Annotated in this window: 27 protein-coding genes; 7 read left to right on the forward strand and 20 right to left on the reverse strand. The window is 57.7% G+C overall.

Annotated elements, in window-relative coordinates; all coding sequences use genetic code 11:
• Positions 1–88: 88 nt before the first annotated feature.
• Both B5G40_RS13020 and B5G40_RS13025 read left to right on the forward strand, forming a co-directional pair.
• Complete coding sequence (locus tag B5G40_RS13020; protein WP_087399895.1) at positions 89–775, forward strand: response regulator transcription factor; 687 nt, start codon at positions 89–91, stop codon at positions 773–775.
• Positions 772–1989, forward strand: a complete 1218-nt coding sequence (locus B5G40_RS13025) for a sensor histidine kinase (RefSeq protein ID WP_087399896.1) — start codon at positions 772–774, stop codon at positions 1987–1989. The genes B5G40_RS13020 and B5G40_RS13025 overlap by 4 nt, the downstream gene beginning before the upstream one ends.
• A gap of 141 nt (positions 1990–2130) precedes the next feature.
• On the opposite strand, the gene B5G40_RS13030 is transcribed toward B5G40_RS13025, so the two are convergent.
• From B5G40_RS13030 to B5G40_RS13055, 6 genes are all read right to left on the reverse strand, one after another.
• Positions 2131–2475, reverse strand: a complete 345-nt coding sequence (locus B5G40_RS13030; RefSeq protein ID WP_087399897.1) for a winged helix-turn-helix domain-containing protein — start codon at positions 2473–2475, stop codon at positions 2131–2133.
• A gap of 235 nt (positions 2476–2710) precedes the next feature.
• Entirely contained in the window at positions 2711–3928 is a 1218-nt protein-coding gene (locus B5G40_RS13040; protein WP_087399898.1) for a hypothetical protein, read from the reverse strand.
• A complete protein-coding gene (locus B5G40_RS13045; RefSeq protein WP_087399917.1) occupies positions 3912–4622 on the reverse strand; it encodes an ATP-binding cassette domain-containing protein in 711 nt (236 codons plus the stop codon). The genes B5G40_RS13040 and B5G40_RS13045 overlap by 17 nt, the downstream gene beginning before the upstream one ends.
• A gap of 5 nt (positions 4623–4627) precedes the next feature.
• Positions 4628–4798, reverse strand: a complete 171-nt coding sequence (locus B5G40_RS17100) for a hypothetical protein (protein WP_164496953.1) — start codon at positions 4796–4798, stop codon at positions 4628–4630.
• Positions 4799–4961: 163 nt separating this feature from the next.
• Positions 4962–6248, reverse strand: coding sequence for a sensor histidine kinase (locus B5G40_RS13050; RefSeq protein WP_087399899.1), 1287 nt, complete (start codon positions 6246–6248; stop codon positions 4962–4964).
• Positions 6245–6964 (reverse strand): LytR/AlgR family response regulator transcription factor, encoded by a 720-nt coding sequence (locus B5G40_RS13055; protein WP_087399900.1) that lies wholly within the window; start codon positions 6962–6964, stop codon positions 6245–6247. The genes B5G40_RS13050 and B5G40_RS13055 overlap by 4 nt, the downstream gene beginning before the upstream one ends.
• Positions 6965–7233: 269 nt before the next feature.
• Between B5G40_RS13055 and B5G40_RS13060 the strand changes: the two genes are divergently transcribed.
• Entirely contained in the window at positions 7234–8136 is a 903-nt protein-coding gene (locus B5G40_RS13060) for a DDE-type integrase/transposase/recombinase (RefSeq protein WP_242959431.1), read from the forward strand.
• Positions 8137–8189: 53 nt separating this feature from the next.
• On the opposite strand, the gene B5G40_RS13065 is transcribed toward B5G40_RS13060, so the two are convergent.
• The 4 genes from B5G40_RS13065 to B5G40_RS13080 all read right to left on the reverse strand — a co-directional run bounded on the left by B5G40_RS13065 (position 8190) and on the right by B5G40_RS13080 (position 12981).
• Positions 8190–10427 (reverse strand): ABC transporter permease, encoded by a 2238-nt coding sequence (locus tag B5G40_RS13065; protein ID WP_087399901.1) that lies wholly within the window; start codon positions 10425–10427, stop codon positions 8190–8192.
• Positions 10417–11184 (reverse strand): ABC transporter ATP-binding protein, encoded by a 768-nt coding sequence (locus B5G40_RS13070; RefSeq protein WP_087399902.1) that lies wholly within the window; start codon positions 11182–11184, stop codon positions 10417–10419. The genes B5G40_RS13065 and B5G40_RS13070 overlap by 11 nt, the downstream gene beginning before the upstream one ends.
• A 112-nt stretch (positions 11185–11296) precedes the next feature.
• A complete protein-coding gene (locus B5G40_RS13075) occupies positions 11297–12313 on the reverse strand; it encodes a sensor histidine kinase (protein WP_087399903.1) in 1017 nt (338 codons plus the stop codon).
• Positions 12310–12981: a response regulator transcription factor gene (locus B5G40_RS13080; protein ID WP_087399904.1), complete on the reverse strand. Its 672-nt coding sequence runs from the start codon at positions 12979–12981 to the stop codon at positions 12310–12312. Before B5G40_RS13080 ends, B5G40_RS13075 begins: the two co-directional genes overlap by 4 nt.
• A 99-nt stretch (positions 12982–13080) precedes the next feature.
• Here B5G40_RS13080 and B5G40_RS13085 point away from each other — a divergent pair, with 99 nt between their 5' ends.
• A complete protein-coding gene (locus B5G40_RS13085; protein ID WP_087399905.1) occupies positions 13081–13446 on the forward strand; it encodes a hypothetical protein in 366 nt (121 codons plus the stop codon).
• A gap of 158 nt (positions 13447–13604) precedes the next feature.
• Here B5G40_RS13085 and B5G40_RS13090 read toward each other — a convergent pair whose 3' ends face one another.
• The 5 genes from B5G40_RS13090 to B5G40_RS13110 all read right to left on the reverse strand — a co-directional run bounded on the left by B5G40_RS13090 (position 13605) and on the right by B5G40_RS13110 (position 17645).
• A complete protein-coding gene (locus tag B5G40_RS13090; RefSeq protein WP_087399906.1) occupies positions 13605–14075 on the reverse strand; it encodes a hypothetical protein in 471 nt (156 codons plus the stop codon).
• A 25-nt stretch (positions 14076–14100) separates the two neighbouring features.
• Positions 14101–14610 carry a helix-turn-helix domain-containing protein gene (locus B5G40_RS13095; protein WP_087399907.1) on the reverse strand — a complete coding sequence of 170 codons (510 nt, stop codon included), beginning with the start codon at positions 14608–14610 and terminating at the stop codon, positions 14101–14103.
• A 138-nt stretch (positions 14611–14748) separates the two neighbouring features.
• Positions 14749–16125, reverse strand: coding sequence for a sensor histidine kinase (locus B5G40_RS13100; protein WP_242959432.1), 1377 nt, complete (start codon positions 16123–16125; stop codon positions 14749–14751).
• A complete protein-coding gene (locus B5G40_RS13105; protein ID WP_087399908.1) occupies positions 16110–16775 on the reverse strand; it encodes a response regulator transcription factor in 666 nt (221 codons plus the stop codon). The genes B5G40_RS13100 and B5G40_RS13105 overlap by 16 nt, the downstream gene beginning before the upstream one ends.
• A gap of 9 nt (positions 16776–16784) precedes the next feature.
• Positions 16785–17645 (reverse strand): TraX family protein, encoded by an 861-nt coding sequence (locus B5G40_RS13110; RefSeq protein WP_087399909.1) that lies wholly within the window; start codon positions 17643–17645, stop codon positions 16785–16787.
• A 269-nt stretch (positions 17646–17914) separates the two neighbouring features.
• On the opposite strand from B5G40_RS13110, the gene B5G40_RS13115 reads away from it, so the two are divergent.
• Positions 17915–19246: an ATP-binding protein gene (locus B5G40_RS13115; RefSeq protein WP_087399910.1), complete on the forward strand. Its 1332-nt coding sequence runs from the start codon at positions 17915–17917 to the stop codon at positions 19244–19246.
• A 123-nt stretch (positions 19247–19369) separates the two neighbouring features.
• On the opposite strand, the gene B5G40_RS13120 is transcribed toward B5G40_RS13115, so the two are convergent.
• From B5G40_RS13120 to B5G40_RS13135, 5 genes are all read right to left on the reverse strand, one after another.
• Complete coding sequence (locus tag B5G40_RS13120; RefSeq protein ID WP_087399911.1) at positions 19370–20941, reverse strand: hypothetical protein; 1572 nt, start codon at positions 20939–20941, stop codon at positions 19370–19372.
• Positions 20934–21641 (reverse strand): ABC transporter ATP-binding protein, encoded by a 708-nt coding sequence (locus B5G40_RS13125; RefSeq protein ID WP_087399912.1) that lies wholly within the window; start codon positions 21639–21641, stop codon positions 20934–20936. The genes B5G40_RS13120 and B5G40_RS13125 overlap by 8 nt, the downstream gene beginning before the upstream one ends.
• 38 nt (positions 21642–21679) lie before the next feature.
• Positions 21680–21850 carry a hypothetical protein gene (locus B5G40_RS16940; RefSeq protein WP_158099535.1) on the reverse strand — a complete coding sequence of 57 codons (171 nt, stop codon included), beginning with the start codon at positions 21848–21850 and terminating at the stop codon, positions 21680–21682.
• A 53-nt stretch (positions 21851–21903) separates the two neighbouring features.
• On the reverse strand, positions 21904–22845 hold the full coding sequence (locus B5G40_RS13130; RefSeq protein WP_087399913.1) for a hypothetical protein: 942 nt from the start codon (positions 22843–22845) through the stop codon (positions 21904–21906).
• Between the two features lie 364 nt (positions 22846–23209).
• Positions 23210–23734, reverse strand: coding sequence for a hypothetical protein (locus tag B5G40_RS13135; protein WP_006573797.1), 525 nt, complete (start codon positions 23732–23734; stop codon positions 23210–23212).
• A 320-nt stretch (positions 23735–24054) separates the two neighbouring features.
• Here B5G40_RS13135 and B5G40_RS13140 point away from each other — a divergent pair, with 320 nt between their 5' ends.
• Together B5G40_RS13140 and B5G40_RS13145 are read left to right on the forward strand one after the other, a co-directional pair.
• A complete protein-coding gene (locus B5G40_RS13140; RefSeq protein WP_087399914.1) occupies positions 24055–24615 on the forward strand; it encodes an RNA polymerase sigma factor in 561 nt (186 codons plus the stop codon).
• A complete protein-coding gene (locus B5G40_RS13145; RefSeq protein ID WP_087399915.1) occupies positions 24612–25376 on the forward strand; it encodes a hypothetical protein in 765 nt (254 codons plus the stop codon). Before B5G40_RS13140 ends, B5G40_RS13145 begins: the two co-directional genes overlap by 4 nt.
• Positions 25377–25629 lie beyond the last annotated feature (253 nt).

A 25629-nucleotide genomic window follows, 5' to 3' on the forward strand; every position in this document is an offset into this window, starting at 1 on the left:
ACGTTTCCCTTACTTTTTCTTCCGGCTCTGGACGGCGAAAGATTTTCTTTTTATAATGGGTGTAGTTGAGCATAAAGGAGGCCGCAGTATGGCCTATCGCATTTTGATCGTGGACGACGAGGCCGCCCTGCAGAACATGGTGAAGGAGATCCTAACCCAGGCCGGCTATGAGACAGCATCCGCCCTCACCTGCGCCCAGGCGCTGGAGCAGTTTCAGATTTTGCCGCCGGACGCGGTGCTGCTGGACGTGAACCTGCCGGACGGGGACGGCTTCTCTCTGTTGGGGAAACTCCGGGAAAACCGGGACGTGCCGGTGCTGTTCCTCTCCGCCCGGGACGAGGACGCCGACCGGCTCCAGGGGCTGGGCCTTGGGGCGGACGACTATATCACCAAGCCCTTTCTGCCCCAGGAGCTGCTGCTCCGCCTGCACGCGGTGCTCCGGCGGGTATACCGGGAGGAGCCCCAGACCGCCCGACTGGGGGACGCGGAGATCGACTGGGGCAAGAGCGCAGTCCGTCGGAACGAGGTGGAAACCGCCCTCACTGCCAAGGAGTTCACCCTGCTCCGCAAACTGTGGGACGCCCGGGGCAATATCGTCACCATCGACACCCTGTGCGCCGCATTGTGGGACGGGCCACTGGTGGGCTATGAGAACACCCTTATGGTCCACATCCGCCGCCTGCGGGAGAAGATCGAGGCGGACCCCTCCCACCCGAGGTATCTGCTGACGGTGCGTGGCCTGGGCTACCGCTTGAACCGGGAGGGGACGAAATGAGTTTGCGAAGCATTTTCAAGGGGGCCATGCTGGTGACCGCCTCGGCGGCGCTCATCGCCGTTATCACCATAGCGGGCATCCTGGCCCTCGCCTTCTACTACTCCGACGGCGGCCGGAGCTGGAGCGTCTCTGTCACCCGTGTCTCCGACGCCCTGACCTATGATGGGACGGAGTATGACTTTTCTGGTGATGCGCTGCTGGGGGATGACCGCTGGGCCATCCTGATCGGCGAGGACGGGCAGGTGGTCTGGTCCCTCCGCAAGCCCTCCGACGTGCCGGAACAGTATGCCCTCACGGACGTGGCCTCCTTCACCCGGTGGTATCTCAATGACTACCCGGTGCAGTGCCGCATCCGGGAGGACGGACTGCTGGTGGTGGGCTCGCCCAAGGGGAGCGTGTGGAAGCATGACATCTCCATGCAGTCCCGTCTGCTCCACGACGCACCCCTGTGGATCGGCGGCATCTTTCTGCTGGCCCTGGGGTGCGTGCTGCTTCTGGCCTACTTCGCGGTGCGCCGGTGGTTCCGGCAGGCCCAGCGGGTGCGGGACGCCGCCCGGTCCGACTGGATCAACGGCGTGTCCCACGACATCCGCACCCCGCTCTCCATGGTCATGGGCTACGCCGCCCAGATGGAGGGGGCGGAGGATCTGCCGCCGGAGCGCCGGAGGCAGGCGGGGATCATCCGCGCCCAGAGCCAGGAGATCCGGGATCTGGTGAACGACCTGAATCTCACCATGCGGCTGGACTGCGCCATGCAGGCCCTGCGGAAAGAGCCCCTCCAGGTGGAGGCGTTCCTCCGCCAGACCGCCGCCGACTTTCTCAACGGCGGCATGGGGGAGGGCTTCGACTTCGAGATGGATCTGCCGTCGGAGCCTCTGCCCCAAATCGAGGCAGACCCCTTCCTGCTCCGCCGGGCGGTGAACAACCTGCTTACCAACTGTGTGCGGCACAACGCGCCGGGCGGCTCCATCCGCCTGGGGGCCAGGGCCGAGGGCAGAGAAGTCGTCCTGTTCGTGGAGGGCGGCGCGGCGGTGACTGCTCTGGCAGCGGTTGATCCCGCCCGCCAGCTGGAGGCCGACGGCGGCGCCGCCCACGGCACGGGCCTCAAGCTGGTGCGGCAGATCGCCGAGGCCCACGGCGGGACGGTGCAATTTCGGCAGGGGGCGTCCCACGGACTGGAGGTTTCCATTTCCCTGCCCACAAGCAATGCCTGAAAGAAGGCGGGCGGTTTTTTGGACCGTCCGCCTTCTTGCTTACTCACGGCCGTGATACAGTGGACTATAAGGTACTGAAATAAGTCTCTGCCATTGGAGAAATCTTACCAGCGAAATATAAGGAAAGTATCAGGGCGGGTACTATTTTGAACAAGTTATTCCCCCATCAGCCGCTACGCTGACTTTTGCTTTTGCATCCAAGTACTTCCCTTCCAAATCAGCGAGGTAATTCTGACGATATTCAGCTACTCGGCTACGATTTGATGTCACAAAATAGCCATAGCGGGTCTTATCAATAAGGCCGAGGCGGCACAGTTCACTGAATGCCTTTCTAACGGTTTCCGGACTACTCCCGGCCGTTTTTGAAAGCTCTGTGTAAGAGGGCATTTTTGTCCCCAACCCATATTCCCCATGAAGGATACGAAAGAAAATCTCATTGGCAAGGCGCTGATATACTTTCTCGCGTACTTCAATGTCCCAGCTCATGCAGTGTCTCCTTATCCGAATGTCTTTTTGATCTCGTCCAACTCTTGCGCGTCTTCCACCCAATTCTCCACATAACCGCAATTACAGCAAACATAGCGGATCACTGGAATTTTACCGAACAAGGTCATCCTTGTGGTATAGATGTTGTTCCCACTGGCGTGTCGTGCCGGATGATCCGGCACACGCACGATATTTTCCGAATGACATTTGGGGCAGCACCTTGAGTTTTTCATCGTCAATCTCTCCTTGTCACAACAAGCAAAACGCAGCACTCCGTTAGCAAAGCCGCAGCCCAAATCCAAAGAGCCGGCGGCCATATCCCAACCAGTGCTGCAGCCAGCAGCATAATCAGCGGAACGAGATATTTGCGGGGATGATGCCACAGATCGCTTTCGGTTTTCCAGCCACGGATCGGATACCTCCACTCCAGAACGACCGAAAGGATGGCGCTTTGCAAAGCAAACAGAAGAAGCGTTATCCCATGGAAAAAGCCAGCGCCGCCGTTGATGAGCTGCCAGCTGCAAAGGTAGATGCAGGCGACAATGCTGTTGATTGCAAAGATAAACAGGCAATACTTTCGGCAAAACCGCCCCGCCTGTCCGGGCAGCACGCGGATCGCCTGCTCCAGATCCGGGTCGCAGGACAGCAGTGTGCAGATGGGCGTGTTGAGGCAAAGGATTGCAAGGCCGATGGGAAACATATTCATGCCTTGAACTTCACCAAACAGCAGCGGTAGAAAACCGGCGACCGCGGCCAGGCCCGCAGTGTTGATAAGGTATGTCTTGTTCGCCATCAAATAGCGCAACAGGTAGGTGAAGACGTTCCCGGTGCGGCCTGTATGCCGGACAGCTTTCTTTGCAACGCCGGCACTATAAAAATCATAGGCATCCGCAAAAGCCAGATACAGCACCGCGGCAATCGCGCTTACCGCCGCCGCAGAAAGGACCGCCGCCCACTGGCGCAAGAGCAAAATAGCGGCCAGGATACCGGCGACCCAAAGGAGCGGCAGCACAGCATGACCTCTCCGGCACATCCGATACCCCGCCGCTGTCACTGCACACGCCATACAGCCGCACAGAACCGCAAGGGTGATCTCCCCTATGTTCCATGAGGCGGCCGCAAAGAACAGCGCCCAGACCAGCAGCGTTTTGGTCGCCAGGGTATGCGCCCCCAGCACCAAGACATAGCCAAAGACAAAACCGCGGTGATCGAACGGGAGCATCAACATTCCCTGCATGGCCTCCATCTGCCGCCGTCCGGTAAGCACCTGCCACATGACGCCGGCGGTAAACAAGGTGGACGTCAGATAGAGGATCGCGGGGGCAACCGCAACCCGAATTTCCGCTACGTAGATGGCGATAAACAGGATCGCCGCCGCCAGAAGACTCTTTCTGGCGCTCTCATACTTGGCACCAAAGAACTGCTTGGAGAGTGCCTTAATGGTGTTCTTCATCAGCCAGCACCTCCCGGATCTTCCCGGCAGCGATCTCCGTGCCGGTAAACGTCCGGCCGATCCTGCCCTGCTCCAAAACCAGCACGCGGTCAGAGGTCAAACAGATGCTCTCCAAAATATGGGACGAAAACAGGAGTGTCCCATACTGCTGATAGCCGCCCATGAGCTGGTACAAAAATTCCGTGCTTTGGAAATCGAGCCCGTTCACAGGCTCATCCAAGAGCAGCAGCTTGGGCCGCAGGGCAAATGCCGTAATGAGATAGGCCTTTTTCAGATTGCCGGTGGACAGTTCCTTTAAGAGCACGTCGGTATAGTCCTTGAAGTGGAAGCCTTTCACCAGGCCGGTCACATCCGGCAAGGCCACGCCATAGGACGCAGCCACATACGCCAGATACTCCCGGAATGTGAAATACGGAAACGACCGATCCTCCGCAAAGACAATATACCGGCTCCGCTTGAACGCCTTGTCCCGGAACGAGAACGGGTGGCCGTCCCATGTCGCCTCATCGAGGTAGTAGCCCGGCAGTAGGCCTGCCACGGTCTTGATGAAGGTCGTTTTCCCGGCGCCGTTCAGACCGATCAGCCCGACAACTTCATGCTCCCCCAAATCCAGCGAGAGGCCGGAGAGTACGGGATGGTCGGCAGTGTACCAGACGCTTAAATTGTTGAGGGAAAGAAGTGCCGTGCCGCTCATGCCGCTCACCCCCGATCCTCTTTGTCCTTCTTCCAGATGGAATAGGCGGAATACAGGAAGGAACCGCCAAGGAAGATATACAGCAGCGCAAACGGGATGTTCATGGTGGCGAAGCTGAAAATCATACAGCCGATAAAAACGATGCCGAGGATCAAACGGAAATAAAAGTGACGCATATGAATAACCTCCTACCCTTTTGCTTGTTTGCGGGCTTCTTGTTTACAATGCAAGCATACACCAAAAGAAGCCCGCCGGCGGGAATGTCCGCAAACGGTAGGTTTTTGACCGCGAAAAAGCGGCGGGCGCCCAAAAGGCCGCCCGCCGCATCTCAAATGGAGGTTATTTCGTTTTGATCGCCTGGAAGGACAGCGTAACGACCGATTGAAATATGCCGTCCTTATCATCGGTGCTGATGGTCCCATCATAGCGATCCGCCGCCGTCTGTACGCTCTTCAGTCCCCATCCATGAAATGCTCTGTCTGATTTTGTGGTCAGTAGCTTCCCGTCCTCCCGTTTCAGGTCATGCCCATATCCGTTTTCCACTTTGATGATCAGCATAGCGTTGATCCGCCGGATGGTCAGGTTGAGAAAGCGCAGGCCATCGGGTGCGGCTTGCGCCGCCTCCAAAGCGTTGTCCAGCAGGTTCCCTAAAATGGTTGTCAGATCAACGCTGCGAATATTGGTATTGTGGGGATACTCGATGTTGACCTTCGTTTTGATCTGCTCCTGCTCCGCCAATGCCATTTTACTGCTGATCAAGTAGTCAAGGGCCTTATCGCCCGTCCAAACCGTTTGGGAAATCTCCCGGACAGGGGTTCTCAGATCCTCACAGTACCGGGCCGCCTCCTCCGTATCCCCTTGCAGGAGGCATTGATAAATAGCCTCGATATGATTGTGCAGATCGTGATAGAGCTTGGCGTTGCCCTCATAGGTGCGGCGCAGCGCCTGATAATCCCGCTCCACGATCTCTGCCTGCTCCTGCTTCAGCCGAGCGATTTCCGACTCCATCTCACGCTGGCGGTTGACTCGATAAAACAGGATTGCGAACATCAGCACCATGGAGAGGATGATCCAGGTCCCCACCAGGTTCTCGTCCAGCGGGAGCGTCTTTTGCTCAGACAAGGTCACCGCTCCGACCATGCCGAGGACGACAAGGACCGACAAGCTCCGCATGGCCCCGCCGCTTTGCCCACTCTGCCGGATCAGCATGACTGCGCCGCCCAGCATCAGCGCGCGCGTCAGCCAAACGCCGGCCAGGGATTCCAAGGCCGCCGGGTCAAGAAAGCTCTGTGAATGAAACAGGATGCCCAGGCCGGCTTGCAGCAGGAAATCCCACAGCCCAACCCCAACTTCATAAAAGAAGGCCAGGAACAGGCATAGATTGAGCTTATCCCGCAGGTAATACCATGAGACGGCGGTTATCACCAGCAGCTCAACGGCCAGCGGCCCAATCGTGGAATGGGACACCGTTTGCAGGGCTGTGACCAGGACACCTCCAACGCCGGCAAGCAGCATGGCAGCCCTTCTCGGCTGAAAGCCTGTCACCCTGGATACCAGGAAAAGCCCGGCAAACAATCGCAGTTCATTGGTGAAAAAATAGGAGAGCGTCAGCAGCCATGCCATCATATATGTGCCCCCCAGAACTCATTGATCTTCTGCTTTACCTCCTGCAGGTGGGAGCGGCTGATGGGCAGCTGCTCGCCATTCTTGAGCACCGCCATCCCGTCGCTGATTTTCATAATGTGAATGATATTGACAATACAGCCACGGTCAATAAAGATGAACTCCGGTGTGTTCAGTTCGTCGAATACCTGCTGCAGGCTCTTTCTGACTTTCGCAGTCCCGGCGCTTGATACAATCATGGCGTTTTTCCCATCCCGCTGGACATAGAATATATCCTTGAACGGGATCTTCTCCATGCGGCTGGCGGTCTGGATGGTGTACTCCTGTCCGGCTTCCAACTCGATCAGCCTTGCGGCGTCCAGCACCGCGGCGGGCAGCTTTGCTCCCAGGTTGTTCTTTGGAACATAGCGGAAGATGGACAATTCAAAAGCGTCGATGGCATATTCCGTGTGCGAGGTCACAAAAATGATCCTGACGTTGGGTAAAAATCCCTTGATCTGCTGCGGGAGTTCCATGCCGCTGATCCCCGGCATTTCGATATCCAGCAGGATCAAATCATAGAAAAAGGCGTCGTCGGTTATGTCATAAAGCAGATTGCGGCTCTGGGTATAGGTCGTGATCTCACAGCCAATCCCCGCCGCTTGCAGGCACTCCCTGACCATCCGCTCATGTAGGGCAACAGACTTTTCTTCGTCGTCACATATCGCAATCTTGACCAAAATCCATCCCCCTCCCTATTCTGGAATTATGTCAGTGCTCAGCGGTTCCTGGAGGCACCGATCCTATCCCCTATTATATGTTCTATTGGTTGGGAAGACAAGAGCATCCTCAAAAGGCTGCCGGCTTGACGTGTAGGACTACAATAGATATTGGACAGAAGGATAAAAAAGGATGAAGGATAAGGCCTCATCGGTTATAGTTGGAGTTGCAGACAACAACTTGACGAGAGGGGGCCATATCCTTCATGAGCAAGAGTATAACACAGGACATGGCATATCGGCAATCCCTGATGAAGTACGCGGAGAAATACGGCGTCAGCCGTGCCAGTCGGAAGTATAACAAAAGCCGATCTTATATCTACTTCTGGCGGGCTCGCTGGGATGGTAGAGCAGAATCCCTGGTCTGCCAGTCCCGGCGGCCCCACAGCCATCCAAACCAGCATACAGAAGCAGAACTAAAACTGATCCGGGATATGCGCCGCCGCAATCCAAATCTGGGTATGGTGGAGCTGTGGCACCGGCTGCGGCAGCGCGGCTACACCCGCCGCCCGGAGAGCCTGTTCCGGGTCATGAAAAAGCTGGGACTGTTCCCACCGAAAGAGAAGAAACCGGCCTACAAGCCAAAGCCCTACCAGCAGATGACCTATCCAGGACAGCGTATCCAGGTGGATGTAAAGGTGGTCCCCCGCCGCTGCATCGCAGACCCTGAGCTGCGCCTATACCAATACACTGCTATTGACGAGTTCACACGCCTGCGCTTCCTGGCTGCCTACTCAGAGCAGTCCACCTTTTCCTCTGCCGATTTTCTGAAGAAGCTGTTCAAGTGGTTTGCCCGCCGTGGAATCCGCGTGGAATGCGTCCAGACGGATAACGGCTTTGAATTTACCAATCGTTTCTCCAACAGCAAGCGGGATCTCCCTACTCTGTTTGAGACCACTGCTGTCCAACTGGGTATTCGCCACAAACTCATCCGCCCCTATACGCCTCGCCACAACGGCAAAGTGGAGCGTAGTCACCGAGAGGATCAGAAACGCTTCTATTCCTGCCACAGCTTTTACTCCCTGGATGACTTCGCCAGACAGCTCGCTGCCCACAACCGCCGCTCTAACAACTTCCCTATGAGGCCCTTAAACTACTCTTCTCCTTCCCAGTTCGCCGTCCAATTTGTTTGATAAACCTACAATCCTCAAAAGGCTGCCGGCTTGACGAAGCCGGCAGCCTTCTTTCACACGGGAAGCGCCCTCCCGTCTGGAGCCGTTCCGATGGCCTTTTTGAACAGCAGCCAAGTGCTGAGAAAATAGCAGAACAGCAGTACCAGGATACCTGTTGTCACGGCGATCTGCGCCATCAGGGCGCTGAACCCGATGTAGGCGGCGATCTCCGCGGACACGGTCTGCAGGAAATAGACGATCACCACCATTGAAACGAGAATCGCTACGGCGATGGGAAGCCCAAACCACACTCCAAGCTGCCGGAGCACCAGCCTTCCGATGCGTCCCTCCTCCACACCCAGTTTCCGCAGGACGGAGAAGCGGTAGCGGTACTGGCCCGCGTCCAGGAGCTGCTGCAGGGACAGTACCGTGAGGCAAATGACCATCAGCACTACGGCCCCGTAGAGCATGGCGGCCTGCAGGACAAAGTTCCCGGCCTTCGTGCTGTTCACCTGCAGGGTGCTCAGCCGGATGGAGTAGGATACGCCGGTGTCAGCCAGCTCCGGGTACTGGCCGGTAAAGGCCTGCTCCAGTTCCCGGGCGTTGTCATAGGAGATGGCCTCCTCTGTTGTGATGTAGCGGTTGCACATCACCGGGAGCAGTTGCTCACACACGCTGTCCGGGAAGATGTAGAGGACATCCGTGTAGGAGTTGTAGGCCGTCTCCCCGATGGAGTCCTCATAGAAGGGCTGCGCCGAGAGGGTCAGCGTACCGGCGTCGGTCTGCACCTGCGGATGCTCCCGCAGGAAGCTGTCCCGCTCTTCCTCCGTGGCGATGGCCTTCCACTGGGTCGCAAATTCTCCGTCCGCCAGGGTGATGGGCGTATAGCCCAGCATCTCCCGGATGGCGTTGTAGTCGCTCAGGGCGATGGCCGCGACGGGGAACTCGTATTTCACCCGGTTGTGGAAGTCCGCCCGCTCCGGCAGGTACAGGCTGAAGGCGCAGTCGCCGGCCACGGGGATATGGTGCCCGGCAAGGTACGCCGTGACCTCGTCATAGTTGTCGTCGGGCAGGTCCGCCTCCTCATACACGTCGTTATACCGGGAGAAGATCTGCACATCGTACATGGAGCGCTCGTCCAGGTATCCGGAGGCCCACCCCACCAGGACCGGCGCGGCGATGAACAGAAAGATGGCCAATACCAGGGTCACACAGGTCAGCGACATCGTCTTGCTGGTGGTGCTCAGCTTGGAGATGATCTGCCCAAAGAAGAACAGGTTTTCTCCCTTGTAGCGGTGCTCCGGCGCCCCCTCCTTCCACGCCACGAGAAAGCTGCTGGCGAGATAGAGCAGAGCGCAGATTAAGAAGATCAGATCCACCAGGACAAAGAGCAGGTACTGATTGACGCCCCCACCTCCCAGGGCCAGAAGATAACGGCTGTTCAGCGCCGGCACGCTGGCCGCCGCAATGGTATTCAGAAGGGCGCAGAGCAGAAGTCCGGAGAGGAGCGCCGGGAACCCGCCCTTCCTCCGCCGGAGCGCCCAGAGGACGGGCCACAGCAGGCTCATGGTCGGGAACAGGATGTTCCCCCAAAACATGAGCTGCACGGGCAGCGCAAAGCGGCTGTCCCAGTAGAACAGGACCTTCTGCACCCCGGTCACGCACATCCAGACCGAGAACACTTCAAAGAAAATCGCAAGCACCCAGATCCAGCGGCTCCTGCGAAACTCCGGCCCATTCTCCCGGTCCGCCGTGAGCATGTCGATGATCTTCATCTTCCGGATGGCCCGGGTGTTGGAGAGGCCCACCACCAGGAAACTGAGAATGAAAAATCCCGCTGTCAGCAGCACGGTGTCAGGGAACAGCGTCCAGGTGATCTCATACTGCTTTCCATAGGAGGTGAGCAGCAGCGCCGTGATAAACTGGGAGCAGAACACCCCCAGAAAGATGCCGGCGGCAATGGACACCAGCCCCATCAGGAAGGTTTCCGCGAAGAAGAGCCGGCCGATGGTCCGCTGCTCCATCCCCATGACGGACTGGAGGGCAAACTCCCGCTGTTTCCGGCGGAGCATATAGTGGTTGACGAAGCGGATCAGAAACAGCAGGATCAGAGTAACAGCGCAGATGGCCAGCTTCATGCCGTCGCTGAGCATGGTGAAGTCATACTCCGTCCCAATATCCGGCACGTAGTAGCTGCTGGAGATAGAGAGGAAGGAGTAGAACAGGGTGACACAGACGGTCATGGTCAGTAGGTAGACCAGGTAGTCCTGGATCGACCGCCGGGCGTTTCGGAGGACGAGCTTAGCATACATGGCTCTCCCCTCCTCCCAGCAGGGTCAGGACATGCAGGATCTTCTCAAAGAAGGCGCTCCGGCTGTCGCTGCCCCTATTCAATTCCGTAAAAATCTTCCCGTCCTGCAGGAACAGAATTCGGCTGGCATAACTGGCGGTGAAGGCGTCGTGGGTCACCATAAGGATCGTGGCACCCAGCTGCTCATTGACGCTCTGAATGGTGGATAGGAGCATCTGCGCCGAGTGGCTGTCCAGCGCGCCGGTGGGCTCGTCAGCCAACAGCAGCTTTGGGTGATTGATGATGGCCCGGGCGCAGGCACACCGCTGTTTCTGGCCGCCGGACACCTGGTAGGGGTACTTATCCAGGATGTCCCGGATATTCAACTTCCCGGCCATCTCCCGGATGCGGGGCTCCACCTCACCGGCGGGCGCCCCGTTGATGGCGAGGGCCAGCGCGATATTCTCGGAGATGGTCAGGGTATCCAACAAATTAAAATCCTGAAATACAAAGCCCAGGTTTTCCCGGCGGAACCGGGCCAGGGATTTGGGCCGCAGCTCCGTCACGTCCGTCCCCTCCAGATAGATGTGGCCGGCGCTGACGGTGTCAATGGTGGAGATGCAGTTGAGCAGGGTGGTCTTACCGGAGCCGGAGGCCCCCATGATCCCCAGGAACTCCCCTTCCGAGACGGAAAAGCTGATGTCCTGGATGGCCTTCGTGACATTTCCCCCGTTGCCGTAGTATTTCTGGATGTGCTCCAGCTTCAAGATAGGCTCCATGTGTCCTGCCTCCCATGTTCGTTTCTTGCCCCTATTGTACCTGCCGCGCGGCCGCTTTTGTATCAACTTTTCTTTCACAGTTCTTACAAAAATGTAAGAAGTGCAGAGCCGGTCAGCTCTGCACCCCTGTGATAAAGTCGTTGATATGGAAGGAGAGGGTGATGGTGGTCCCGCTGCCCGATGAAGATGCCGCCAGCCCGATCCCCAGCTTGTCGCACAGACGCTTGCAGAGATACAGGCCGATGCCGGTGGAGCTGTGGATGGTCCGCCCGTTCTGGCCGGTAAAGCCCTTCTCGAAGATCCGCGGCAGATCGCTCTCCGGGATGCCGAGCCCGTTGTCCGCAACAGACAGGAGCACCTGGTCCCCCGACCGCTCCGTGAAGATGTGCAGGACGGGCTGCTCCGGGGAGCGGTACTTGACTGCGTTGCTGATGATCTGATTGAGGATAAAGCGCACCCATTTATCGTCGGCATAGACGACTATCTCCAGGTCATCCACCGTGATGGCCATATCGCACTGCCGCAGCAGATACTTATTGTCGGCGATGGCCCCATGCACCACATCCGCCAGGCTCATCTCCCGGATGGAGTAGTCCTTCTCTGTGTGCTCGCTGCGGGCGTAGTAGAGGGCCTGCTCCGCACAGCGGTTGATGTTCTCCAGCTCCGCCAGCACCTCCCGGGAAAAGGGGGAGCGGTTGTTCTCACACAGCAGCTTCAGCGCGGTGATGGGCGTCTTGACCTCGTGGACCCACTGCTCGATGTAGGTCCGATATTCGCCCCGCTCCCGCTCCACCTCGCCGATCCGCTCCAGCATGGACTTCCCGGCCAGCTTCAGGAGCTGATAGTACACCTGCTCCTCCGCCTGGTCCGGCACCGGCATGACCTCGGGGAGCAGATACCGCTCCTTCAGCTGCGTGGCCATTTCCAGCAGTTTCTCCAGCCGTTTCTTTCGGGAGACATAGCCGGCGGCAAGGTACAGGGCCAGGACAAGCACCCAGGCGGCCAGGATGAACAGGATCGTCTGAATGTCGTTCCCCACCGCCAGCAGGAACATGGACAGAGCCAACGCGCCCAGCAGATTCAGCAGGATGACAGGCAGATGGTTTTTGAGAAATAATTTCCCGCTCATATGGTGTACCCCTGCCGGTGCTTGGTCTTGATAAAATCTGTCAGGCCGAGGCTGGCCAGCTTCTCCCGGATGCGGGTGATGTTGACGCTCAGGGCGTTGTCATCCACATAGAGCTGGTTGTCCCAGAGGAAGTCCACGATGTCGCTGCGGGAGCAGATCTTCCCGGCGTGTTTGAAGAGGTAGTAGAGGATCTTGACCTCGTTCTTGGTCAGTTCCGCCGCCTTCCCGCCGTATGCGATGGTGCTGTTCTCCAGGTGCAGCTCGGCGCCATTCCAGGTGAGGACCTCAGCGGCCTGGGAACTGGCTCCCGCCTTTCGCAGCAGGGAGGCGATCTTGGCCAGCAGGATCGCCGGATTGTACGGCTTTGTGATAAAGGCGTCCCCGCCCAGCATGATGCTGTTGAGCTCGTCCATGTCCGTGTTGCTGCTGGTGACAAAGATGATCGGCAGGTCGGAGAAGGCCCGGATCTGGGAGCAGATCTCAAAGCCGCTGCTCCCAGGGAGCTTGATGTCCAGGAGGACGAGGTGGGGCGCAAACGCCCGGAATTGCTCCACAGGATTCGTAAAGTCCGTGACCGCTTCCACCTCATACCCGTTTCCGGCCAGGAGGTTTTTCAGCTGTGCCTGGATGGTGGAATCATCCTCGATAATCAGAATTTTCTCTCTCATAACGACACCTCCCGGAATTTTTATTATACTGTATCCGTGAGCATTTCGCAATCAGCCAAATGACAGAGGACACACTACAAACTGAGGAGGTATAAAGTCATGATCTACACGGAAACCGAGAAAAAGGAACTGGATGAAGTCCGCAGGGTATTTGCGGAGCATCTCCGGCAGAGCCCGGATTATGAGCTGCTGTGGTCGGACAAGGTGGGTTACGTCTGGCTGGCCATCGGTCTGGAGCCGCTCTATGTGGATACCGGCCGCCGGATCGAGTCGGCGGAAGACCTCTGCCGGGAGTGCCTAGAGAGCATCGGGATGGATACCCTGTATCTCACCGACAACGACCACGGGCTGGAGAACGCCGATCCTTTGGAGCGCGCCGAGATCCGCCGGCGCTGGAAACCCTTTATGGATCAACTCCCGCAGTTTTCCTATCTCTGCGGGGAGATCCTCCCGCAAAAGGACTAATGTAAAAACCTGCCGGCTGCCCCTCATGGGACAGCCGGCAGGCTTCAGTTGAACGGCAAAACCAGTTCCGCCCTGGCGCCGTGATCGGTATTGGCCAGATTGGGCGGCAAATCCCATTCACTTGCCTTTGTCGGACTCGGCTGTGTCCTCTAATCAAATCAGTTCAATACAGCCTGATATCCATTTGTCTGATCCCCGGTGATGGTAATGCAATAGGATTCACCAAAGTGTGCCTCCCAAGAGATCGGCTCCATATACTTTGTGATGTCATCCGGATATACATTTTCATAGTTGGGCGCCACATATTCGGTTATGATTCTAAGCTGCATGGTCAGCTCGAAGGGATCGGAAGAGAGATTGAGTTCCTCCCGATTCCACACCACAATGTTATCTGAGTCGTGCTGGATCAGCGATCCGTCCGCGTTGGATATGCCGCCGCTGTATTCGTGGCCGCCTGCGCGATAATCATAAACCAGCAGCCCAACATCTTCTTCTGTGTCCAATTTTAGATGCAGGGCAATTTCATCATCAGCAAGCACATATTCGTCAGGAATGATTTGATTGTAAATAACGAGGCTCAGGCCCAGCACAATCACAGCCGCGGCAGCCATTCCGATGATCTTTTTCATTTGAGAAACACTCCTGTTGATCCATTCAATCCTTTTTGCGCGTGAAGAAGATTCCGATGAGTGCGGCGATCAAGATAACAGGCGCCACTCTGACAAACAGCCATTCAAAGGCGTGGAACGCCACTCCCAGGACAGCGGTTTCAGGGTCACTGTAATCCCAGCCCAAATAAGGACTGTTTACTATAATCAGGGCCGCAAACATCACGAGGATCATGGCGCATATAGAAATCAGCAGCCAGCGAATGATAGCTCTTTTCGTGGTCTTTCTTTGTGCCAGCTGCAAATTGATCACCTCCAATTTTTCAGAAATTGCTTGTAAGCGATCCGCCTCCGACTCCATAACTGTTTCTCCCAGCAGCGTGCTCACAGGCGTTTCCAGCGCCTGCGATAGGGCAATCAATAGATCGGCGTCTGGAACCGACAAGCCTTGCTCCCATTTTGAAACTGTTTGCCGCACAATGTTCAGCTTGACGGCAAGTTCCTGCTGGGAAAGGCCCTTTGCTTTTCTGATCGCTTTTATGTTTTCGTTGAGCATAAAGGACAGCCTCTTTTCTTTCCGTCGCTGCCGTTATTGTAGCCGAAATTGCCCGTTGCCGCAAGCAACGGGTCTTAACATCCCCAGAAAGCGGCAATAAAGCCTGCCGGCTGCCCCTCATGGAACAGCCGGCAGGCTTCAGTTGATCGGCAAAATCAGCTCCGCCCTGGCGCCGAGGCCGGTATTGGCAAGGCGCAGGGCCCCGCCGTGGCGCTTCGCGGTCTGGGCGGCGAAATAGAGGCCCATCCCCATATGGCCCTCCTGGGGCCGGCTGGCATCGCTGGTGTAGAAGGCCTGCTCCCCTCGGGCCAGGCCCTCAGCGGAAAAGCCGGGGCCGGTGTCCTCCACGGCGATGGTCAGCGTCTCGCCGTCCGCGGTTACGGACAGGGTGACGGTGCCACCTGCGGGCGTGTAGCGCGCTGCGTTGTCCAACAGATTGCTCACTGCCCGGTCCAGGTCCCCCCGGTAGACCGCCAGCTCCAGCCGGGGCACCTCCGGGCAGCGGAACGCCGCCGGCTTTGCCCCGCAGAGGCTCTGGCCCACCTCCCGCCAGCCCTCGGCCAGCACCGGGAGGGAAACCCTCTCCTTCTCCCGGCTGAGGGCGGCCTCGGAGCCGGTCATGGCCCGCAGCTGGGCCACATAGTCCTGGAGGCGGAGGGCGCTGCGGAAAATGGCGTCCACACTCTCCCGCTGGCCCTCGGTCAAGGCGTCCTCCCCCAGCAGCTCCGCGTTGCCGCTGATGACGCTGAGGGGGGTCTTGAGGTCATGGGTCAGAGCCGCCAGCTCCAGCTGGCGCTGCTGCTCCATGCCCCACTGGCTCTCCAGGGACTCCGCCAGGTTCCGCCGCAGGTCGTCCATGGCCTTTAGCGTCGCCCCGAACTCCCGCACCCTCGCCCGCCCGGTGATGGGCACGTCCAGCCGCCTCTGGGCGATGGCCTCCGTGGCGCCGGTGAGCAGGGCGGCGTCCCGCCGCAGAAGGCCGGCGAAGTGATGGGTGGAGATGGCCCCCGCCGTCAGCCAGGCAAGCAGCAGAACGATGGTGGCGCAGGTCTGGAACTCCGGCAGGCGGCGCTGAAGCACCTCGGCGCCGTAGGGCATGGAGTAGTCATATTGGATTACGCAGGTGGTCCCGTCCGGCAGCTGGGTCAGCCGGTGGTACTGGGAGTAGAACATTCCCTGGGGGTCCCGCTCCCCGGCCAGGGCGGCCTCGGCGTAGTCCAGGTGCTTCTCATCCATGTTCCCCGGGTCCCGCACCTGCCCGCCCCCGTCAAAGATGGCCCAGCGGTAAAAGTAGGGGATCTCCTCCGTGTCCAGTTCCCCGGAGGAGAGGGCCTGGGCCACCGCCTCCACCCCGCTGGCGGCGGTGTTGGCCGGATACACGATGCCATACCGCATCATGGTGGTCATGCCAAACCACCAGAGGACCGCCAGCAGGATGACCACGACGCCGGTGGTGATCAGATACCGCCAGAACAGCGCGGTGAGACCGGCGGGCCGTCTTATCCATTTTTCCACTTGTAGCCCACCCCCCAGACGGTTTCAATAGGGCTCTCCCCTGCCGGGCGCAGCTTGGCCCGGATGTTCTTGATGTGCTCCGTCACGGCCGAGGCGTCCGCCTCGCCGTCGTAGCCGAAGGCCGCCTCATAGAGCTGCTCCTTGGAGAAGGTCTGGCCCGGGTGCATGGCCAGGTACTCACAGATGGCGTACTCCCCCTTGGTCAGTTTCAAGGGCGTGTCCTTCCAGTACACCGCCCGCTCCCCCAGGTCGAAGTCCAGCGCCCCCCGGCGCAGGCGGGCATGGGGCGTGCGCTGCTCCCGGCGAAGGTGGGCCGCCACCCGGGCCCGCAGCTCCGCGACGCGGAAGGGCTTGGTGAGGTAGTCGTCCCCGCCCAGCCCCAGGCCGGTGAGCACGTCGGCCTCCTCGGTCTTGGCGGTGAGGAAGAGGATGGGGCAGTCCGCCAGCCCCCGGATGCGGCGGCAGAGGGCGAACCCGTCCTCCCCCGGCATCATCACATCCAGCAATATGCAGTCCGCCCAGAGGCAAGCGGATTCGTCCACCTCCCGGCCGCTCAGGCGGGTGGACACCTGGTGCCCGTCCCGCTCCAGGGCGGTCCTCAGCAGTGCGCAGAGATCCTTGTCATCATCCACCACCAGGATATGGGCCATCATGTCACCTCAGTTCAGCAGAAGGTACAGCCCCCAGGAGAGGGCGTAGAGAATGTAGATGTGGGCGGGATAGAAGGCATAGAACAGCAGCTTATGCCCGCCGCCCCGCCGGCCATTATACCACAGCATCAAGGGCGCCGCCAAGATGCCGTAGATCTCATAGTACTGGGTGAAGAGCTGCCACCAGACGAAGTCCGGGGCCATAGCGGAGGCTATGGCGGCCATATAGACTACGCCATAGAGGATGTAGTAGACGGAGAAGGCCGCCACCTGCACACCCCGGCGCTTTCTAAACAGGTAGAGCACCAGCCCCATCACCAGCACCGGCCAGCCGCTGTCCCCGGTGGTGCCCCATGTGGGCAGGACCGAGTAGGCGGCAAAGCCCAGCGGCGTGGCCAGAGCGGGAAAGGCCACAGACAGCTGGCTTGCCAGGATGGGCCAGGCCAGGGGGAGGATCACCGCCGCCAGGCCGGGCAGGACCTTTTTCTGTCCCAGCCAGTCGATGCCCTGCCAGATCACCATGAGCACCGCGAAGGTGGTCATCATGCCGTTCCCCGGGTAGAACCCGTCGGGCCGCACCAGGATGCCGCCGAAGGCCATGAAGAACAGCAGGGCGGACATGGCGGCGGAGAGGATGTAGACCTTGGCGAAGTACTTCTTCCGGCTGTGGGTGTGGGTGAAGCCCTCCACCAGGCAGAAGAGGAACAGGGGCGCTCCCAGCCGCCCCAACATGCTGAACCACTCCGGGATCATGCCGGTGAAGCCGAAGAAGTAGTGGATGTGGTCCATCACCATGGTGACCAAGGCGATCCACTTGAGCCCCGTCTCGGTGATGCCGCCGGTCTTAGTCAATGCGCGTGTCGTTTCCATAGCAGAAGTCTCCTTATCAGATTCTGCAGCTATGGTAATAGGCAATTCTAAGGAAAGTATCAAGAAGAATTGGAAAATCTCCAGTCGGACTCTGAAGTTACTCCCTGCTGCCGCCCCCCCTGCGTAGTCATCACCCCGGCGGCTAAACGAGTTCTCTCCGGCGGTCCCTCTATTTGATAAGTTCGGATTTTTGAATATAAAATCTATTGAAAAGTCATACTATATGCAGTATAATCCTATTGAAAAATCTGTTCATCAGGAGGTGCCGTATGCTTTACCGAAAAATAGCCTCTCTGATCGAGGCACATCTGCAATCGGACTCGAACAAGATCCTGCTCATTGACGGCGCCCGTCAGGTGGGCAAGACCTACATTGTCCGCTATGTGGGACAGAAGCTGTTTGAGAACTACATCGAGATCAACCTGGTGGAGGACGCGCTGGGTGCCGGGCTGTTTGCCAACGTCCGGACGGTGGAGGACTTCTACCTGCAGGTGAGTATGCTCGCCGGCGACAGGATGAAGGAAAAGGAGAACACGCTGATTTTCCTGGATGAGATCCAGGCCTATCCCCACCTGCTCACCATGCTCAAGTTTCTGGCTCAGGACGGCCGGTTCACCTATATCGCAAGCGGCTCGCTGCTGGGCGTCACGCTGGCGCAGACCCCCTCCATCCCCATGGGCAGCATCCGAAAGGTCCAGATGTTCCCCCTGGATTTTGAGGAGTTCCTGTATGCGAATGGGCTGAATGAATTCGCCATCACCGCTATGCGGCGGAGGTTTGAAGCATTGGAGGCGCTGGACGAGGCGACGCACAACAAGGTAATGGATCTGTTCCGCAAGTATCTGCTGGTCGGCGGGCTGCCCGATGCGGTCAACACCTATCTGGCGGAGAAGAACATCCAGACTGTGCGGGAGATCCAGCGGGAGATCCATGACTACTATGCCGCCGACGCCTCCAAATACGGCGAAGAGCGGAAGCTGATGATCCGGCGCATCTACGACCTCATCCCCTCCAATATGGAGAACAAGAAAAAGCGCGTGGTGGCCAAGAGCATCGAGGATAAGAAGGGAAAGACCTTCCGCGATTACAGCGACGAGTTTGAGTATCTGATCAGCGCCGGGATCGCCCTGCCCGTTCAGGCCATCTCCAATCCGGTTTTCCCGCTAATCGAGTCCGCAGAGAAAAACCTGCTCAAGCTCTATCTCAACGATGTGGGACTCCTGACGTGCCTTCTTTACGGGAACAATATCCGCGCCGTCCTGGATGATGAAAAGAGCATCAATCTGGGATCCGTCTATGAGACTGTCGTCGCCGGCGAACTGGCCGCCCATGGCTATAAGCTGTACTACTATGACAACCGCAGCAAGGGCGAGGTCGATTACCTGATCGACGATTACAGCAGCCTTTCCGCCGTCCCCCTTGAGGTCAAGTCCGGCAAGGACTATACCGTACACAGCGCGCTCAACACCTTTGTCCAAAATGAGGACTACCATATCAAGAAGGCATTCGTACTGTCCAATGAGCGCAATGTATCCAGCAAGGGGAAGATCACCTATCTCCCGATCTACTATGTCATGTTCTTCTCCGCGGCCTCCGGCTGAGGCATTTTTCTTGACTCTGCCGTGAGTTTCTTCCTACGGTGGCCCATAAAAACGAAAAAGGCGGGGGAGCTGCGCCATCCGGCACAGCTCCCCCGCTCTTTTCTTCGGTGAAGATCTCCTATATTACGTCCGCAGCCGGAAGGTCCGGGGCGCGAACTTATAGACCAGGATGCTGGCCACGATGGAGTACGCCACACAGAAGGCGATGCACATCGCGCCGAACATCAGGATGGGCATACGGACGTTGATCATGGCGTAGCACACCACATAGGTGAGGACCATCACGATGCGGTAGGTCCCGCTCTTCATCTCCGTGCCGGCCGTGTAGGGCTGCAGCAGGTAGTAGACGGTCAGGTAGTGGATGGAGAAGAAGGCGCTCATGGCGAGGATGGTGACCACCAGCACCACATAATTGAGGGGGTTGTCCGTCCCGCCTGAGACATAGAGGATCAGCGCCAGGCCGCACCCGATCACCAGCGCCGGCACGGCGTTGACCTTGATGATCTCCCGTAGCCGGATGCGAAACAGCCTGAGCACGAACCCCGGGCGCTTGTAGAAGGAGTAGGTCAGAAGGCTGTGGTCGCAGTTCATGAACAGGGCCTGGGTAAAGCCGGTGCCCCGGTTGATGAGATACATAATGAAGGCAAAGTACGGCAGCCACGTCATGACCATCTCGTTGATGTCCGCCTTGGCGCCGGGCTGGATCACCATGAACAGTACCGCGCCGCAGCAGAGGAACAGGCAGACATAGGCGATGCGCAGGGCGGATTTCCACAAAATCTTCCGGTGCCGTTTGACGAACAGGTCGTTGAGGAACTCAAAGCCACTCTTCCGACTGGTGATGGAGGTGTCGGCGGAGATGTTCTTCTCATTGGCCGTCTTGACCGCCGCTCTGGCCTTGTCCATCTGGCCCGGGATCTGGGCCAGCAGCTCCTGGTTCATCTCCCGGTAGTAGCGGAAGGTCAACACCCACCTAAGGCTCAGGAGCCCCAGCGGGATCCAGACCAGGAACAGCGCCGCCGAGGCCCAGAGGGGCAGGACGAAGCCCACGGCGGGCGGCACATAGGCCAGGGCCAGCAGGAGCGCCGTCAGCAGCCAGGCTATCTTCTGGAGGTTATTCTCGTTGCGGACATAGCCGTGCTTCTCATAGTCCCGCAGGGAGTCGGCGGCCACCGCCACCTTCGCGCCGGCGATGCAGAAAGGGATCAGCAGGCACAGCCACAGCGGCACGCCCCGATCCAGGCCAAAGAGGATAGTGAAAGGCAGGAACCCCACCACGACCTTCAGCAGGGCGTAGCCGTAGTTTACCAGGGTGTAAGATCGGGCGTTCATCCGCAGAAGGATCATGGCGTAGTACTTGTCCCGGGTGGGGTTGAAGAGGCTGGTGTTCATATACGAGCCGATCAGCGTCAGGAACAGCAGGATGTGCAGGAACCCGAGGCCCGCCGGCGCCCGCTCGTAGAGGAGCCCCACGCCGCAGACCATGGTGAGGACGTAGAGGAGCTTCCCCAGGAAGATGGACACGATCTCCCACAGCACCGAGAGGATGTTGGCGAAGATCTTCAGCCCCCGCACTTGATAAAGCCGGTCGGGCAGCACCCGCTTCAAAAAGGGGATCTGCTTGAGGGAGTGCAGGATGCCGTTGACCCGGTATGTATTTTTCAGGGCGAATGAGATGCGCAGTGTTTTAAGCATAGCTCTCCTCTTTCAGCGCCGCGATGATCTTCTCCTTGAAGGCGTGGTCGTCCAGGTTGGACTTCTCCACCACCTCCAGCTCCCCGTGGCTGAGCAGCACGATCTCGTCGCACAGATCCAGGGCCAGGTCCAGGATGTGGGTGGAGAAAATGGTGATCCGCCCGTCTTTCAGGGACCGGAGCAGGTTCTTCATCTCCTCGGCCACCACCACGTCCAGGCTGGTCAGCGGCTCGTCCAGGAGCAGGATGTTGGGCTGGGCGATGATGTTGACCAGCATCTGCATCTTGTTCTTCATGCCGTGGGAGTAGTCCTTCAGGAGCTTGTCCCGGTCCTCTGGGGCGATGCTCATTTCCGCAAAATACTCGTCCAGGGGTTTGGGGTCCCGGATGGAGTCAGAATTGATGTCCATGAAGAACTTGAGGAACTCCCGGCCGGTGAGGAACTCCGGCACCGTGGGCGTGGAGAGGACATACCCGATGTCCTCCGCCGCCACCTCCCGGCGCACGCCGTTTTCTTCTATGTAAAAACTGCCGCTGTCGGCCTTGATGTCCCGGTTCAGGCAGTTGAAGAGCGTCGTCTTACCGGCGCCGTTTCGGCCTAACAGGCCGTAGATCCTCCCCTCCTCAAAGGTAAAGTCGATGTCTTTCAGCACCTCTTTCTGCTCAAAGCGCTTGGACAGGTGCTCAATGATAAATTTCATGGGTTACTCCTTGCAGTCGATTTTCTCCCAGCGGCCTCTCACTGGATGCGAAAGCCGTTGGAGGTCTTCTGGAACACATATGCCAGCATGGCGTCGTGGTCGGGGAACGCCACCGGCTCAAACCCCTCCTCCGAATGGAAGGACACCACCTGGTTCGTCCAGTTGATCCAGAGCAACTGGGGCGCCTGGGCACCCGCGTCATCATCCATACTCGTTATTCTCCTTATTCCCTCTTGTTTCCCATACCGCTTAGCGATTTATCCTACATGGGCACGCTGCTGACCAGGCCCTCGATCTCCTGCCGCAGTCCGGCCCGCTCCCGCTCCGCCTGGTCCGTCATCTGCCCCAGGCGGTCCAGGACGGCGCAGATCTGCGCCCGGGTGTCCTCCACCTGGGCCTGAGCCTGGTTGATCCGGTCCAGCACCGCCCAGTCGGCGAAGATACCGTCGAACACATAGTCGGCAAATCGGAGGAAGCCGTCGATATTGACCTGGAAATCAGCGCTGATGGTCACGTCGGCCAGCTCTGTCCGGAAGGCGCGCAGCTGCGACTGCAGGTACTCCACCGCCGCCTGTGCCTCATCCAGCTTGCTGTGCTTGGCCAGGTCGGCGATGAGCCCGCCGCCGATCAGGTCCCAGGTGCCCCAGCCCTCCGCGCTGCTCAGGCTCTCCAGGATCCCATCGGCCGTCGCCAGGGCGCTCTGCCCGGCGGCGGACGCCTCCCCCAGCTCACGCTCCTGGCTCTCTAAGTAGGCCTCGCGCTCCTCCATGCGGAGGATCTGTTCCGCGGCCGCGCCGCCGGCGGCCTTGACCGCCTGGGTCTTCTCCTGGAGCAGCGCGGCGTACCACTCCTCGCAGCCGTCCAACTCCTCCAGCTCCGCATGGCACCGGGCCAGATCCTCCTCCGAGCCGGCCAGCTCCCGGGCCGCCGCGTCATACCGCACCCGGGCGGCGTAGGCCTCCTGCCGCTCCTGCGTCAGCTTTTCATCCATCTTCCCTACCACGTTGTAGAAGAAGGCGGCCAGGCTCCGGCCCTCCAGCCGGTCCACATCCGCCTGCTCCTCCCGCATGGCTTCTTTCAGCTCCTCCGCCCTGGCGGCGTAGGTATCCCGCTGGCGCCGCAGCTCCGCGGCCGAGGCCTCCAGTTTCCGCTTGCGGGCGCACTGGGCGAGCAGCTCCTTCAGCTGCTGGTCATAGCCGTTCATCTCGTTTCGCTCCTTTCCCTTCCCAAGGCATCAATTCTCTCTGCAAAAGAGGGCTTCACCCAGCTGTGAAGCCCTCAGCCGCCGCCGGATCGGGATGGGAGCCCAACCCTTCAGGCGGATCTCTTTAAGGTCACCTGGACGCCCAGTGTCTGGGCGTAAGCGGGATTTTTCCGGAGGTTCTCCATCAGGCGGATCGCCAGGAGTCTCGTTTTTGGATCCATCGCCGTCACCTCGCTGCGCAAACTTCACAGGAGCATCTGCTCTCTCTGCTTACCCGTATTCTACCATCCCGCACCAGCGGCTTCCAGCATCGGTTTGGCAAATTAGGCCCCTCTATTTCCACTGCCGCGGCAAAATACCCGGTTCAATCCCGCTCCGCACGCCGGCGCTCATATTCCTCATACCGTTCAGCGTCAATGGCGCCGGTGGCCAGCATCCGCTCCGACCACAGCTGCAGCGTCTCTACCGCGATGGAGATGCGCTCCAGCTCCTCCCGGATGCGGATGAAGTCCTCCAGCTCGTCGTCGCTGATGACGCCGTCGGCGGTGATCTCGATCAGCCGGTCCTTGCGCCGGTTCATGGAGTTGAGGGAGGCCAGCATTTCCAGGACGATCTGGGAGAGGTCCTTGATCTTCACCTCCGGCACATACTCCTGCCCGATGGGGCACTGATTGGCGCAGTAGTAGTTGCAAAGGCCCGGCTGCTTGTACTTCTCCGCCATGGTCAGCACCTCGTCCGGGTGGGGCAGGGACCGCTCGTTCTCGATCTTCTCGATGCGCTCGGGCGGAATGGACTCCAGCAGCTCGCCGGCGGCCTCCCGGGTCAGGTGCATGGCCTCCCGGGTGGTCTGATAGATGTTCTTATTCTCTCTCGTGGATGCTCTCCCCATGGCCGAAACCTCACAAACACAAAATCTAAGTGCCATTATAGGTGGTTCCGGCCGGAAAAGCAATTCCCATTTCTCACCGTCCCTTTTCAAGATAAGTAGTGATGGCCCAAACTCCGTCGGTTTCACCAAACAGCAAGCATTCCCTTTGGGCAGGCAGGACTATCATTCAGAACTGGATGGTGGTCCTATTGCTATATACTACAGTGATAACAATATGATATGATTAAAGAGAAAATTTTTTTCAAAAAAATGTGTGAGATTTGAGTTCAAAAGTTGTGTATATAGGTGAAAAGGTAAATAAGGAAGCAAGGTGAAAACCGATGGATGATGCACAGATAGTCCAATTATACTGGGATAGAAACGAGCAGGCCATCCATGCCACATCTGACAAATACGGGAACTACTGTACCTCGATTGCTAAGAATATACTGGGCAATCAGGAGGATGCTGAAGAATGTGTCAACGACACCTACTTAAACGCATGGAACGCCATGCCGCCTCACAGGCCAAGCATTCTGTCCACATTCCTTGGAAAAATTACAAGAAACCTGTCGTTTAACAGGTATAAACACAATACCTCCGACAAACGGGGCGGTGGAGAAATGCCTGCGGTTCTGAAGGAACTTTCTGACTTGGTATCTGGCAGGGATGATGTGGAACAGGCATTTGACCAAAAGGAACTCACGAAAGCCATTGATACATTTTTGGATCGTCTATCACCAAAGAAAAGAAGCATTTTTATCAGCCGATATTGGTACACCGACAGCATTTCAGAAATTGCCGTCCGGCACAATATGAATGATGGAGCTGTATCAATGACTCTTAACCGCATCCGCCTAAAACTACACAACTACCTTTTAGAAAGGGGCTTTGAACTATGACGAATGAAAAACTGTATGAAGTCCTCGGTGACATCAATGAGAATCATATCAACGAGGCAAGGGCATATCACAAAGCAAAGAAGCCCGGCTGGGTAAAGTGGGGAGCTATTGCGGCTTGTTTGTGCTTGATGGTACCATTAACCGCATTTGCTATTGATACAATTCAATATAATGCGGCAGTCGATTATCTGAATTCCCTCGGTATTCCTGTTGAAGATTTGGGCGACTACTCCCACAAAGAAATAAAAGAAGCAGTAAAAACCATCGATGCTGGAGAAAGTAGTCCATTAACCGAAGAAATCCTTAACCTATTGCCAGGTAACGAAGAGCAGATTGACGTGCCGACACAAGTAACATCTGAACAGATAAGAGAATTAGAGCCAGCTATGACAAGAGAAGAAGTCCTTTCCCTTTTGGGCAATACACAAGATATTGGTTCTGGCATCTATATTTATGTTTATGAAGTAGACGGAGAATATTTGTTGCACATTCCATTTGCAAGTGATGGTGCTCAGTTAGGTGTTACAGGCGAAGATTTATTAAAGGCATTGACCCCTATTTCTGGGGATATAGGTTCTAATGGAACCATTGAATTTAATGGACAGTCATTTAGCAAATCTGACTTGACCGAAGAAACTCTTGAATGGCTTGAATGGTATAATTCCTTGTCGCCAGAAGAACAACTTGCTGTTAGTTCAATCCCTGCCGACCTATATACCGATGACGGTGCAGGAACACTTGATTCAAACGCAGAAGAATAACTTTGTTTCCCCACAAGGGCAGCCGAGAAAATCGACTGTCCTTTTTCTATGCCGACAGACAGAGAGAAATTTTAATAAGCTGTCGGGATTTCCGTCAATTTGACGGGAATTTTCAATTTTCTTTGAAATCACTACTATTACAATAAATTTGGACAGGAAAGCCGGACAGCCAGTCCGGCTTTCCCTCCATCTCGTGCCTAAGCTACAATGAGAGGAGCAACTGGCTGACCAATCACTCCTTGGGCTTGTATGT

This window comes from Flavonifractor sp. An9 (assembly GCF_002161245.1).
Classification (GTDB): domain Bacteria; phylum Bacillota; class Clostridia; order Oscillospirales; family Oscillospiraceae; genus Flavonifractor; species Flavonifractor avicola.

What these genes read in the sequence shown, in the direction of transcription:
- B5G40_RS13085 (WP_087399905.1), top strand. Translation starts at nt 13,081, where the DNA reads ATGATCTACACGGAAACCGAGAAAAAGGAACTGGATGAAGTCCGCAGG.
- B5G40_RS17100 (WP_164496953.1), bottom strand. Translation starts at nt 4,798, where the DNA reads ATGCGTCACTTTTATTTCCGTTTGATCCTCGGCATCGTTTTTATCGGC.
- B5G40_RS13110 (WP_087399909.1), bottom strand. Translation starts at nt 17,645, where the DNA reads ATGGAAACGACACGCGCATTGACTAAGACCGGCGGCATCACCGAGACG.
- B5G40_RS13120 (WP_087399911.1), bottom strand. Translation starts at nt 20,941, where the DNA reads ATGCTTAAAACACTGCGCATCTCATTCGCCCTGAAAAATACATACCGG.
- B5G40_RS13050 (WP_087399899.1), bottom strand. Translation starts at nt 6,248, where the DNA reads ATGATGGCATGGCTGCTGACGCTCTCCTATTTTTTCACCAATGAACTG.
- B5G40_RS13135 (WP_006573797.1), bottom strand. Translation starts at nt 23,734, where the DNA reads ATGGGGAGAGCATCCACGAGAGAGAATAAGAACATCTATCAGACCACC.
- B5G40_RS13080 (WP_087399904.1), bottom strand. Translation starts at nt 12,981, where the DNA reads ATGAGAGAGAAAATTCTGATTATCGAGGATGATTCCACCATCCAGGCA.
- B5G40_RS16940 (WP_158099535.1), bottom strand. Translation starts at nt 21,850, where the DNA reads ATGGATGATGACGCGGGTGCCCAGGCGCCCCAGTTGCTCTGGATCAAC.
- B5G40_RS13115 (WP_087399910.1), top strand. Translation starts at nt 17,915, where the DNA reads ATGCTTTACCGAAAAATAGCCTCTCTGATCGAGGCACATCTGCAATCG.
- B5G40_RS13045 (WP_087399917.1), bottom strand. Translation starts at nt 4,622, where the DNA reads ATGAGCGGCACGGCACTTCTTTCCCTCAACAATTTAAGCGTCTGGTAC.
- B5G40_RS13070 (WP_087399902.1), bottom strand. Translation starts at nt 11,184, where the DNA reads ATGGAGCCTATCTTGAAGCTGGAGCACATCCAGAAATACTACGGCAAC.
- B5G40_RS13145 (WP_087399915.1), top strand. Translation starts at nt 24,612, where the DNA reads ATGACGAATGAAAAACTGTATGAAGTCCTCGGTGACATCAATGAGAAT.
- B5G40_RS13030 (WP_087399897.1), bottom strand. Translation starts at nt 2,475, where the DNA reads ATGAGCTGGGACATTGAAGTACGCGAGAAAGTATATCAGCGCCTTGCC.
- B5G40_RS13040 (WP_087399898.1), bottom strand. Translation starts at nt 3,928, where the DNA reads ATGAAGAACACCATTAAGGCACTCTCCAAGCAGTTCTTTGGTGCCAAG.
- B5G40_RS13105 (WP_087399908.1), bottom strand. Translation starts at nt 16,775, where the DNA reads ATGGCCCATATCCTGGTGGTGGATGATGACAAGGATCTCTGCGCACTG.
- B5G40_RS13075 (WP_087399903.1), bottom strand. Translation starts at nt 12,313, where the DNA reads ATGAGCGGGAAATTATTTCTCAAAAACCATCTGCCTGTCATCCTGCTG.
- B5G40_RS13125 (WP_087399912.1), bottom strand. Translation starts at nt 21,641, where the DNA reads ATGAAATTTATCATTGAGCACCTGTCCAAGCGCTTTGAGCAGAAAGAG.
- B5G40_RS13025 (WP_087399896.1), top strand. Translation starts at nt 772, where the DNA reads ATGAGTTTGCGAAGCATTTTCAAGGGGGCCATGCTGGTGACCGCCTCG.
- B5G40_RS13090 (WP_087399906.1), bottom strand. Translation starts at nt 14,075, where the DNA reads ATGAAAAAGATCATCGGAATGGCTGCCGCGGCTGTGATTGTGCTGGGC.
- B5G40_RS13095 (WP_087399907.1), bottom strand. Translation starts at nt 14,610, where the DNA reads ATGCTCAACGAAAACATAAAAGCGATCAGAAAAGCAAAGGGCCTTTCC.
- B5G40_RS13065 (WP_087399901.1), bottom strand. Translation starts at nt 10,427, where the DNA reads ATGTATGCTAAGCTCGTCCTCCGAAACGCCCGGCGGTCGATCCAGGAC.
- B5G40_RS13130 (WP_087399913.1), bottom strand. Translation starts at nt 22,845, where the DNA reads ATGAACGGCTATGACCAGCAGCTGAAGGAGCTGCTCGCCCAGTGCGCC.
- B5G40_RS13140 (WP_087399914.1), top strand. Translation starts at nt 24,055, where the DNA reads ATGGATGATGCACAGATAGTCCAATTATACTGGGATAGAAACGAGCAG.
- B5G40_RS13060 (WP_242959431.1), top strand. Translation starts at nt 7,234, where the DNA reads ATGGCATATCGGCAATCCCTGATGAAGTACGCGGAGAAATACGGCGTC.
- B5G40_RS13020 (WP_087399895.1), top strand. Translation starts at nt 89, where the DNA reads ATGGCCTATCGCATTTTGATCGTGGACGACGAGGCCGCCCTGCAGAAC.